We start from the raw sequence: 12,112 nt of genomic DNA on the forward strand, positions 1-12,112 counted from the left end.
TTACGCAAAAGTAATAATTGATAGTAAAAGTAGATTTTTAAATCGAGCTTTTACCTATCATATACCAGAAAAATTTAATAATAAAATTGACATAGCAATGAGAGTTTTAGTTCCCTTTGGTAAAGGAAATAAAACTAGCGTTGCTTTTGTTTATGAAATAATTGATATAATAGATGCCGATTATGAGATAAAAGACATCCTTGATATTATTGATGATAGAAGGCTAATTTCAGAAGAACTAATGGACTTAGCTTTTTTTATGAGCAAAACTTACATGTCACCCATCCAAGCATCCTTAAAACAAGTGATGCCACCAACTGATATAAAAAAAATTAAAACCTACTATTATGCAAAATCAGATCCAGATTCTAAGCTATTAAAGTTTTTAAGTAAAAAAAGAACTATGGATGATATAAGCAAAAAATTTGGTGATATAAAAGATGAGGTCAATATATTAGTTGACCAAGGAAAGATAGGTGTTTCCTATGATATCAAAAATACTCAAAATATTCGTTATGATGAATATGCTTATCTTACTGGTAAAAATTTTTCTTTAAATGCTAATGCAAATAAACAGCAAGCTCTAGTATCGTACTTAGAAAAAAATGGAAAAACCAAGGTCAATATTCTATTAAAAGAAACTCAATCACTAAAATCCAGCTTAAATTCATTAATCAAAAAAGGCATAATAGCTATCGAAAAAAGAGAAAGTAAAAGAGATATCACAAAAGATTATGATAAATATAAGAAATTTAAACTAAATGGCGAGCAAGAAGAAGCTTTTAAGAAAATAAAAGAAAAACCAAATGGTCACTTCCTATTATTTGGAGTCACGGGATCTGGTAAGACAGAAATTTTTTTACAAATGGTAGAAGAGGTTATAAACCAAGGCAAGGAAGCTATTATTTTAGTTCCAGAAATATCTCTTACTCCACAAACTATAGAAAGATTTAAGGGACGTTTTGATGAAAAAATAGCTATTATCCACTCTGGACTCACCCCAAGTGAGCGTTTTGACCAATGGAGAATGATAAATAATGGTGAGGTAAAAATTGCTATTGGGGCAAGATCTGCAATATTTGCACCTTTTAAAAATCTTGGAATAATTATTATTGACGAAGAGCATGATGATTCATATATTTCATCAAAAGATCCAAAATATCACACAGATGAAATAGCTAGGTTTAGAGCTAATTATAATAACTGTAATCTGATATTAGCCTCAGCAACTCCATCTATAAACACAATGACAAAAGCCCAAAGTGGGGTCTACGATTTAATTCATCTAAAAAATAGAGTAAATAACAACTTGCCTGATATTGAAATAGTAGACTTAAAAGAAGAACTAAAAAATTCTAACTACTCAATAATTAGCTATAGGTTACAAGAAGAAATTAAAAATAACTTAGTGAAAAATGAGCAAACTATACTATTCTTAAATAAAATAGGCCATGATTCTTATACCTTTTGCAGGACATGTGGTTATGTTATAAAATGTGATGCCTGTGATGTAGCAATGACCTACCATAAAAGAATTAATAAACTTATCTGCCATTATTGTGGGAGAACTCAAAATCAACCAAAAGTTTGCCCAAATTGCCATTCAAAAAAAATAAAAGAATTTGGAGCTGGAACTGAAAAACTAGAAGAAGAAGTAAGATCATTATTCCCCGAAGCAAATATTATGCGTATGGATAGTATGAAAGCTACGAGCAAAGCAAGCTATCAAAAAATGTATGAAGGAATGAAAAATAATAAAATAGACATTCTTTTAGGTACGCAAATGATAGCAAAGGGATTGGATTTTAAAAATGTAACCCTTGTAGGAATAATATCTGCAGATCTTAGTTTAAATGTAGGCGATTTTAGGTCGCAAGAAAATACTTTTGAACTTTTAACTCAGGTTGCTGGTAGAAGTGGTCGAGATAAGAAAAAAGGTAAGGTAATAATCCAAACCTACAGGCCCGATAATTTTGTTATTCAGGCAGTAAAAAATAGTGATTATGAAAATTATTTTAAAAATGAACTCATGGAAAGAAGAGCATTTTCCTATCCGCCTTATAAAAACATAGTTACTATAAAGATAATTGATAGCGATAAAGCAGCTACAATTGATATTTCGCGAGAATTTTCAAATAGTTTAAAGAAAATTTTAGCAGATTTTGATCAGGTAGAAATCATAGGTCCTAATCCATGCAAGATTTCAAGAATAAATAATAAACATAGGTATAATATTATTATAAAAGCACCAGATGCTGACCTTGATGTAGTAAGGGATGCAGTTAATAAATTAAGAAATGAATTTATTAACAAATACAAGCTGACCAGCTTTATCCCGGCCCTAAACCCAACTAATATAAATTAAGGAGAAAAGATGTTTGACTTTTTTAGAAAAAAGAAAAAAGATGAAGAAGTAAAAGAAGAATATCTAGATAGTGATTATGAGGATAATTACAGTGAGGATGAAGACTTTTACGAAGATGAGTATCACGATGAACAGGAATATATAGATGATTCACACTATGAAGAATCAATTAATGAAGATAATAGCCATCAACCAACAGATGAAAAAATAGTTTTTGAATCTTCGACCTATAGTCCAAGTGATTCTTTTGTGGAAAAAGCGGAAGAATCTACTTTTGAAGAAAGACCCATATCTAATGAACCAGTTTATTTTGATGAAAACATAGAGGAATCTTATGATGAAAACTTAAGTTATGATTACCAAGATAGTAATTATGATGAAACTCTAGCTTATGATTACGAAAATGAATCTTATGACGATTATGAAGTAAGTGAAAGCTTCAAAGATTATCCGGAAGATAAAGTTAAAGAAGAATCTAGTGATAAATTAGGATTTTTTGATAGGATAAAAGAAGGCCTAGTAAAGACTCGTGATCAATTTTCCTCACAAATTAAAAATTTATTTACTGCAAATGTAAAAATTGATGACGAAATGTACGAAGAACTTGAAGAAATTCTTATCTCAGCTGATATAGGTATGGATTCTACTTTAGATATAGTAGATAGTCTACGTGATGAGATTAAAAGACAAAGTATAAAAGATTCTGATCAAATATATCCATTGTTAAAAGATATCATGGTGGAAAAGTTAGATGAGAATAACCTAGATAATAATTTAAATATGGTGCCAAATGAGCTTGCAATTATTCTTGTCATAGGTGTAAACGGAGTAGGAAAAACAACTACAATCGGAAAACTTGCCCACAGTTTACAAAAAGATGGCAAATCAGTAATGCTAGCAGCAGCTGATACCTTTAGAGCAGCAGCTATAGAGCAATTAGGTGAGTGGGCAGATAAATCAAATGTAGAAATGATATCCCACAACGAAGGGGCTGATCCATCAGCAGTTATATTTGATGCTATAAAATCTGCAAAAAGTAAAAATGTAGATGTACTTATCTGTGATACAGCAGGACGTTTACACAATAAGAAAAATCTAATGAAAGAGCTAGAAAAAATCAATAAAACTATTGATACACACGCTGGTAGTGCAACTCGTGAAAATATATTAGTACTAGATGCAACTACAGGCCAAAATGCGGTAAATCAACTTAGAGAATTTAAAAATGTAACAGATATTTCTGGACTTATCCTTACAAAACTAGATGGAACAGCCAAGGGAGGAATCATATTCCCATTACAAGTAGAACTTGATGTACCAGTAAAATATATAGGTCTTGGAGAAGGCATAGATAACTTAGAAAAATTTGATTCAGAATCTTTTGTAGAAGCTATGTTTTAGTATTGATATTTCCTATAATCTATAGTAAAATATTACAGTACTACAAAAATATACACACACTCGGATGAGTATTTCGTTGCCAATTGTGGTTAGATACTCAAAAGAAGAGCGTGGAAGAAGAAAACGGAGGAATATATATGGCAGTAGTTTCAATGAAAAAATTACTAGAAGCTGGTGTACACTTTGGTCACCAAACAAGAAGATGGAATCCTAAAATGTCTAGATACATCTTCACAGAAAGAAATGGCATCTACATTATCGATTTACAAAAAACAGCAACACAAATCGAAGATGCTTACGAAATGATTAGAGATATTGTGGCTGATGGCGGAGATGTTTTATTTGTAGGAACTAAAAAACAAGCTCAAGATGCTATTGAACAAGAAGCTAAAAGATCTGGTCAATACTACGTATCCAATAGATGGTTAGGTGGTATGCTAACAAACTTTGACACAATTAGAAAAAGTATTGATAAACTAAAAAGATATGAACAAATGGAAGAAGATGGAACATTTGATCTTCTACCTAAAAAAGAAGTACTACAATACCAAAAAGAAATGGATAGACTTGAAAAAAACCTTGGCGGTATTAAAGATATGGAAAAACTTCCAGATGTATTATTCGTTGTAGACCCAGGTGAAGAATCAATTGCAGTTCACGAAGCTCGTATCCTAGGTATCCCAGTTGTAGCAATAGTTGATACAAACTGTGACCCAGATGAAGTTGATTTAGCTATTCCTGGAAACGATGATGCTATTCGTGCTGTAAAACTTATTACATCTATTATTGCAGATGCAGTAGTTGAAGCAAACCAAGGAAGTGAATTTGATCCATCAGCTGAAGAATTTTTCCAAGAAGATGAAGAAGAATCCTCAGTAGAAGATGATGAAACATCAGAAGAAGAAACAGAAAATTCAGTATCAGATGAAGAATTAGAAAATGCAGCAGAAGAAATCGAAACAGCTGCATACGATGAAACAGAAGAAAATTAAGGAGAAAATAATGGCAGTAAGTGCAAGTTTAGTAAAAGAATTAAGAGAAATGACAGGCGCTGGAATGATGGACTGCAAAAAAGCTTTAGAAGAATCTAATGGCGATATCGATGCAGCTGTTAAACTTTTAAAAGAAAAAGGACAAGCTACATTAGATAAAAAAGCAGGACGTGTTGCAGCAGAAGGTGTTATTGGTTCATACATTCACAACAACAAAATTGGTGTTATTGTAGAAATCAACACAGAAACAGACTTTTCTGCTAATACTGACACAGTTCAAGATTTTGCTAGAGATATTGCTATGCACATAGCTGCAGCAAATCCTTTATACATTTCAGAAGATGATGCTGATGAAAAAGATGTTGCTGAACAAAGAGAAATCTTAGTTAACCAAGCGATAAATGAAGCTTCTGACAATATGCCAGAAGAAAAAAGAAAAATGATTGCTGAGAAAAAAGTAGAAGGAAGACTTAAAAAATATTTCTCAGAAGTTTGTCTATTAGATCAAGCTTACATTAAAAATCCTGACCAAACAGTAGAACAATATCTAAGAGATACAGCTAGCAAAGTTGGTGAAAATATCAAAATCAGAAGATTTGCTAGATTCGAAGTTGGTGAGGGAATCGAGAAAAAAGAAGAAGATTTCGCTGCAGAAGTAGCATCACAAATGAATGTATAATCAAATATTATTTTGGTCACCTATATATTATAGGTGACTTTTTTTCTAAGTAAATTTAATAAAACATGGAGTATATATGTTTAAAAATTTTAAATGGTTTGTAAAGTACGCAAAAAGAAATTATATAGTAGGATCCATTTCCCTTATTGTTAGTGATATAATTTCTTTATTTTTGCCATATATTACGGGCCAATTAATAGATATGGTTTATAATAATACCTTAACTATGGCTAACTTTAAAAAAATGATTATAATTGCTATTATTTTAGTTATTTTAAAGTATGTCACAGCTATGGCTTGGTCTTATAATATTTTTACTGCATCTTCTATGATGGAGTATCTTTCTCGTGATAAACTTATGAATAAATTTTTAAGGCAATCACAAAGATTTTATGAAAATAATCCTACTGGATCATTAATGAGTAAATCAACTCAAGATGTTAGTCAAGTAGCTCAATTTGCTGGTTTTGGAGTGCTGGCTTTTTTTGATGCTGTATTATTTCCTGTATTTATTATTATAATGATGATAGCAACAATAGATTTCAAAATGACTATATTTGCTATAATTCCTTATGTTGTATTGGCTTTTGGATATTATAAACTAATGGATAAGATATATAATAGGTCAAAGCTTGTAAATAAATCTTTTGACGAACTTACAGATAATGTTCTAGAAGATGTTGAAGGTATAAGAATAATAAGAGTTTATAATATAGGAAAACTTAGAGCAGAAAAATTTAAACAGAAAACTAGAGAGCTAGCTGATAGATATGTTAATCTTGTAAAAGTACAAGCTTTAATTGAACCTTTTGAAATCTTTGTTACATCTATATCCTATGCTATTGCAGTTGGATTTGGAGCGTACTTAGTCTCAAGTGGAAATTTGTCAGTTGGAAAAATAGTTTCATTTACTTATTATTTAGGAATGCTAGTATGGCCGATGTTTGCACTTGGTGAATTTTTAAATCTTAGTCAACAAGCTTCTGCTGCTATGGATAGGATTGTTGAACTATTAAATTATAAAGAAGAAATCAATGATACTTCTAGTCTTAAAAATACAAATGACAACTCGGATATAGAATTTATAAATCATTCTTATAAGTATCCATCAAGTAACAAAGACATATTAGAAGATATAAATTTATCTATCGAAAATGGGACATCTCTTGGTATAGTAGGAAAAACTGGGAGTGGAAAAACAACTTTAATAAGACAATTATTAGATATATATAAAGTTGATAAAGATTCTATAATAATTGGAAATGATAGTTTTGATGAAGTTTCTGCCAAATCGTTTAAAGAAAATATAGGATATGTTCCACAAAGGCATATGATATTTTCTGATACTTTAGAGAATAATATTAAATTTTCAAAACCTAATGCTACAGATATTGAATTAAATAAGGCTATAGAAATTTCTGATTTCACTAAGGATATTGGTGAATTTAAAGATGGACTTCAAACCCTTACCGGTGAAAAAGGGGTATCTCTATCTGGAGGGCAAAAACAAAGATTATCTATTGCAAGAGCTATATTAAAAGATCCACAAATACTTATTTTAGATGATGCTATGAGTGCTGTTGATGCGAATACTGAGCAAAATATAATAAAAAATCTAACCAAAAGTAGAAAAGGAAAAACTACTATTATTATTGCTCATAGGATTAGCCAGGTGCAAGACTGTGATAAAATAATTGTAATGGAAGATGGAAAAATTACTGATAGAGGAAGTCACGAAGAACTAATGAGTTATGAATCTTGGTATAAAAACCAATACGAAAATCAAATAAGTGGAGGTGAGATGAATGGCTAAGCAAGATAAATATGTAAAAGACTTATTAAAGCAATATGCTAAGACAGAAAAACCTTCATTTATAAAGGGATTTGTATTATCACTTATTAGGACTGGTTTAGAATTAGTTACGCCTTTGATTTTAGGCTATGTTATAAATAATCTAATAAAAAAAGATATGGATGCAGAAGATTTTAAACTTATAGCTATTTATCTACTATTATATATAATAGTTAATACAATGGCTGGAGTTATAGCAAATAGAACAACTGTTTCTTTTGAAAAAGCTTCTAGTAATATAGCTTATAAGATGCAAAATGATGTATATAAAAAAGTAAATTCATTTCCTATATCATATTTTGATAGTCTTCCAGCAGGAAAGATTTCTTCTAGAATTACTAATGATACAAATAAGATGAAAATTATGTTTAGATTAATCTTTACGGATATAGCTACAGCAAGTATTCTGGTAGTCGGTCTAATAATTACGCTTTTTGTAACTAATCCCATAGCAGGGATAATGTTATTGCCCTTAGCTCCAGTAGTTTATATAATTTATAGATCTTTTACTAACTATACTAGGACCTATACTAGTGAAATAAGAAAAAATACTTCTGAAATAAATGCTCAGATAAATGAGTATATTCAAAACATGGAAATAATCCAAGTTTATAATAAAGAAGATTACATCAAAGAGAAGTTTAATGATACTAATGATAATATTTATTCTATGGCTAGAAAACTAGCTAAAGTAAGGTCTTACTCTGGGTTTAGGGCCATGGATATAGTAACATATTTAGCTTCTATTATAGTATTAATTTATTTTGGTTTAGGCCAACTTACTGATTACTATATAGTTAGTATCGGAAGTTTGTATGTAGTCTTTGAGTATACCAATAGATTATTTACTGAAATAAGGTTTGTTATAATGAGGTTGGGTGAGGTAGAAGAAGCTATGGCTTCAGCAAGTCATATAGCAGACCTATTAAAACTAGAATCCCAAGAAATATTAACTGAAAAAATAGTAAATATAGAACAAGAAGTTATATTTGATGATGTTAGATTTTCTTATAACAACAATGAAGAAGTCATAAAAGGAATCTCATTTAAAGTAGACAAGGGTGAGTCTATAGCCTTTGTCGGTCAGACAGGATCAGGAAAATCAACTCTTATAAATTTATTATTAAACTTTTATGCTCCTGATAGCGGAAAAATAACTATCGGTGGAGTAGATACTTCGAAAGTTGATAAAGAAAACTTAAGAAAAGATATGGCTGTAGTATTACAAGATGCCTTTTTATTTAAGGCAGATATTGCACAAAATATTACACTTGGAATGAACTTTACAGATAAAGAAATAAAAGAAGCCTTGTTAGCTGTAGGTGGAGAAAGGCTTGTAAAAAAAGGTATCCATTCTAAAGTATTAGAAAATGGATCAAACCTTTCTCAAGGAGAAAAACAACTTGTATCTTTTGCAAGAGCCTATATCAGAAATCCAAAGATTTTAATTCTGGATGAAGCTACATCAAATATTGATACAGAAACAGAAACTATAATCCAAGAAGGAATAGATAGGTTAAAGAAAAATAGAACTACTTTTATAATAGCCCACAGGTTATCTACAATAAAAGATGTAGACAAAATAATTGTTTTGTCATATGGACAGATTGTAGAAATGGGAAACCATGAAAAATTAATGGCAAATGATGGCTATTATAAACGAATGTATGACAAGCAAATAAAAGAAATTCAAAGTCTTTAGTTAATCTAAAGACTTTTTTTAATAAACTTTTTAAAATATCTTATTCGTATAATTATCAATTTATGGTATAATTATAAAGGAAACTAATTTCCAAGAATTTAATAGGAGGTGATATTAAATGGATAATCCAGTTTTTATAATCATTACTGTCGCCTTCGTATTGTTAGCTTTTATTTTAGGCTTCGTTTATCAAAAAAAATCTAGTGAGAAAAAGATAGGGGCAGCTGATGAACTCAGTCGCCAAATCATCGAAGATGCCAACAAACAAGCAGAAATTTTACGTCGTGAAACTCTTGTTGAGGCCAAGGATGAAATATCTAAATTACAAATAGAAAATGATAAGAAGTTAAGCAAAAGAAGTGATGAGCTTGACAAAAGAGAATCACGCTTATTTAAAAAAGAAGAAAGTCTTGACAATAGAGCTTTATTGATTGACAAAAAAGCTGATCAAATCTCTAGTGATCAGAAGAGGTTAAAACAAAAAGAAGACAGCATTGATAAACTGATTGAAGAACAACAGTTGAAATTGCAAAATATTGCAGGCCTAACAAATAGTGAAGCTAAAGAAATAATTCTTAATGACGTTAGAAAAGATACTATCCATGAATCAGCAAAACTAATAAAAGAGGCTGAAGAAAGAGTAAAAGCTGAAAGCAAAAAAATTGCAACAGAAATTCTAGCAACAACTATCCAGCGCTATGCTGCAGACCAAGTTGCAGAGAATACTGTATCAGTAGTTACCCTTCCAAATGATGAAATGAAAGGCCGTATCATAGGTCGAGAAGGTAGAAATATAAGAGCCTTCGAGCAACTTTCAGGAGTAGATTTAATAATAGATGATACCCCAGAAGCAGTTGTATTGTCATCATTTGAACCAGTTCGACGTGAAATAGCAAAAGTAGCTTTAGAAAGACTAATCCAAGATGGCCGTATAAATCCATCTAGAATAGAAGAAACTTTACAAAAAGCTGAAGATGAAGTTGAACAAAGAATCATGGAAGATGGTGAGCAAGCAGTAGAAGCTGCTGGAGTTAGAAACCTCCATCCACAACTTGTAAGACTTGTTGGTAAAATGAAATTTAGAACAAGTTATGGACAAAATATCATGAAACACTCAGTAGAAGTAGCTCAGCTTTCTGGAATGCTAGCTGAAGAAATTGGAGCAGATGCTCAAACTGCTCGTAGAGGTGGTTTACTACATGATGTTGGTAAAGCCATAGACCAAGAAATGGAAGGAACTCACGTGGATCTAGGTGTAGAATATGCAACTAGATATGGAGAAAATAAATACGTTATAAACGCTATCCAGTCTCACCATGGTGAAGTTGAGCCAAATTGTGTTGAATCAATATTGGTACAAACAGCTGATGCAATATCAGCAGCTAGACCAGGAGCTCGTCGCGAAAGCTTAGAAAATTATATTAAGCGATTAGAAAATCTAGAAGCTATAGCAAATTCTTACGATGGAATAGAAAAATCATTTGCTCTACAAGCTGGTAGAGAACTAAGAATAATGGTAAAACCAGATAAAGTATCAGATGATGAGATGATTGTAATTGCTAGAGAAATTGCAAATCGTGTAGAAGAAGAGCTAGAATATCCTGGAGAGATAAAAGTAAACGTCTTAAGAGAATCAAATGCAATAGAGTATGCAAGATAATTTATTAGAAATAATAATGAAATCAAACTAAACTGCCAGATTTATAATTGGCAGTTTTTTATTTTGTTTTTATATTGTTAGAGGTTATAAAAATATTTTATAATTAGCAATTTGTTTTCGAATGTACTATAAAAAAATACTAAAAAACAAATGTAAGCTGATAGATAGTTGGATGCTGGAATAATAAATTCATTGTAATCTTGAAAATTTAATACATAATAAAATATGTATATAAATAGTAAGGAGCTAGGCGTATATAATTATCGTTTTTTAATCTGTATCTGGCACTTTTTTAGAATTATAAAGAAATATAAGTAAAAGGGAAGAGATTCATCAAAATAAATTATTGCACAAAATTATTATTTTGTGCAATAATTGTATAAATTTTAAAGAGAGGTACAATTTTAATATAAACGCACATTAAGAACTAATTTTTACATTTATAAGAGGAATTTTATATTATGATAGAAACAAAACCTATTATCTTAGCAGATTATTTAAATTATTTAAAATCCATACGCGGACTTTCCGCTACTACCATTAAAGAATATTCTTATGATCTTGAAGTTTTCTTTGAATATCAGATTATTAGAAAAATTTATTACGGCGACCAAAACGCTTTTGAAAATGAATTTGAACCTAAGGATATTAACAAAATTATAACACCAGACTTTCTAGAAAACCTTAAAATTACTGATTTTTACTCATATTTGTCATATTTGGACAACGAAAAAAATGATAATCCTACCACTAGATCTAGAAAAATATCTGCTATAAAGTCTTTTTATAACTACTTATATCAAGAAATTGAAGTGATTGATAATAATATAACAGTAAAGCTTAAAAACCCTAAAATTAGCAAAAGACAGCCTGTCTACCTCACCTTAGAAGAAACCGAAAGACTTTTAAATGTAATAAATACAGAAAAAAATGATTTTCTTAGAGCTCGTGATATGGCTATAGTCTTTACCTTTTTAACAACTGGTATGAGATTATCAGAACTTGTAAGTATCAACGTTTCTGACATAGAAAATGATCATTTTACAATAATAGGTAAAGGAAATAAGGAACGCACTATCTATTTAACAGAAAATGCCCTAAAGGTCATCCACTATTACCTTAGAATTAGAAAAGATTACCTAGAAGATCTATATATCGATGCCCTATTTATATCTACAAGAAAAAAGAGAATTTCAAATAGAGCTGTCCAAGCAACTATAGAAAAATATTTAAGAAAAGCAGGTTTTGATACTAGTATTTACTCCACCCATAAGCTTCGTCATACTGCTGCAACACTTCTGTATAAGTATGGCAACGTAGATATTAGAGCTTTAAAAGATATTTTAGGTCACACTAATATTTCTACGACTCAAATCTATACGCATCTTGAAGATGAAGATTTAAAAAATGCCATCAATAAAAATCCACTTTCTAAACTAGAGTTTTAAAAAACTAGGGTAC

General features: G+C 30.4%; 8 protein-coding genes. All 8 read left to right on the forward strand.

The window, feature by feature from the left end; genetic code table 11:
* Positions 1 to 13 precede the first annotated feature (13 nt).
* The 8 genes from priA (at position 14) to ACCQ40_RS05345 (ending at position 12,099) form a co-directional block, all read left to right on the forward strand.
* On the forward strand, positions 14 to 2,365 hold the full coding sequence (gene priA / locus ACCQ40_RS05310; RefSeq protein WP_410033150.1) for a primosomal protein N': 2,352 nt from the start codon (positions 14 to 16) through the stop codon (positions 2,363 to 2,365).
* 9 nt (positions 2,366 to 2,374) lie between these two features.
* A complete protein-coding gene (ftsY, locus tag ACCQ40_RS05315; RefSeq protein WP_410032921.1) occupies positions 2,375 to 3,766 on the forward strand; it encodes a signal recognition particle-docking protein FtsY in 1,392 nt (463 codons plus the stop codon).
* Between the two features lie 137 nt (positions 3,767 to 3,903).
* Positions 3,904 to 4,758 (forward strand): 30S ribosomal protein S2, encoded by an 855-nt coding sequence (gene rpsB, locus ACCQ40_RS05320; RefSeq protein WP_394011548.1) that lies wholly within the window; start codon positions 3,904 to 3,906, stop codon positions 4,756 to 4,758.
* Positions 4,759 to 4,765: 7 nt separating this feature from the next.
* Positions 4,766 to 5,437, forward strand: coding sequence for a translation elongation factor Ts (tsf, locus tag ACCQ40_RS05325; protein ID WP_410033151.1), 672 nt, complete (start codon positions 4,766 to 4,768; stop codon positions 5,435 to 5,437).
* Positions 5,438 to 5,513: 76 nt separating this feature from the next.
* Positions 5,514 to 7,250 carry an ABC transporter ATP-binding protein gene (locus tag ACCQ40_RS05330; protein ID WP_410032922.1) on the forward strand — a complete coding sequence of 579 codons (1,737 nt, stop codon included), beginning with the start codon at positions 5,514 to 5,516 and terminating at the stop codon, positions 7,248 to 7,250.
* Complete coding sequence (locus ACCQ40_RS05335; RefSeq protein WP_410032924.1) at positions 7,243 to 8,991, forward strand: ABC transporter ATP-binding protein; 1,749 nt, start codon at positions 7,243 to 7,245, stop codon at positions 8,989 to 8,991. Before ACCQ40_RS05330 ends, ACCQ40_RS05335 begins: the two co-directional genes overlap by 8 nt.
* Positions 8,992 to 9,109: 118 nt before the next feature.
* Positions 9,110 to 10,651, forward strand: coding sequence for a ribonuclease Y (gene rny / locus ACCQ40_RS05340; protein ID WP_410032925.1), 1,542 nt, complete (start codon positions 9,110 to 9,112; stop codon positions 10,649 to 10,651).
* A gap of 461 nt (positions 10,652 to 11,112) precedes the next feature.
* Positions 11,113 to 12,099, forward strand: a complete 987-nt coding sequence (locus ACCQ40_RS05345) for a tyrosine recombinase XerC (protein WP_410032926.1) — start codon at positions 11,113 to 11,115, stop codon at positions 12,097 to 12,099.
* The last annotated feature ends 13 nt before the right edge of the window (positions 12,100 to 12,112 follow it).

This window comes from Anaerococcus cruorum (genome assembly GCF_046365495.1).
Classification (GTDB): Bacteria; Bacillota; Clostridia; order Tissierellales; family Peptoniphilaceae; genus Anaerococcus; species Anaerococcus cruorum.

Excerpts from the sequence above, each read along its gene's own strand:
- ftsY (WP_410032921.1), top strand. The coding sequence starts at position 2,375 with ATGTTTGACTTTTTTAGAAAAAAGAAAAAAGATGAAGAAGTAAAAGAA.
- rpsB (WP_394011548.1), top strand. The coding sequence starts at position 3,904 with ATGGCAGTAGTTTCAATGAAAAAATTACTAGAAGCTGGTGTACACTTT.
- ACCQ40_RS05330 (WP_410032922.1), top strand. The coding sequence starts at position 5,514 with ATGTTTAAAAATTTTAAATGGTTTGTAAAGTACGCAAAAAGAAATTAT.
- ACCQ40_RS05335 (WP_410032924.1), top strand. The coding sequence starts at position 7,243 with ATGGCTAAGCAAGATAAATATGTAAAAGACTTATTAAAGCAATATGCT.
- rny (WP_410032925.1), top strand. The coding sequence starts at position 9,110 with ATGGATAATCCAGTTTTTATAATCATTACTGTCGCCTTCGTATTGTTA.
- ACCQ40_RS05345 (WP_410032926.1), top strand. The coding sequence starts at position 11,113 with ATGATAGAAACAAAACCTATTATCTTAGCAGATTATTTAAATTATTTA.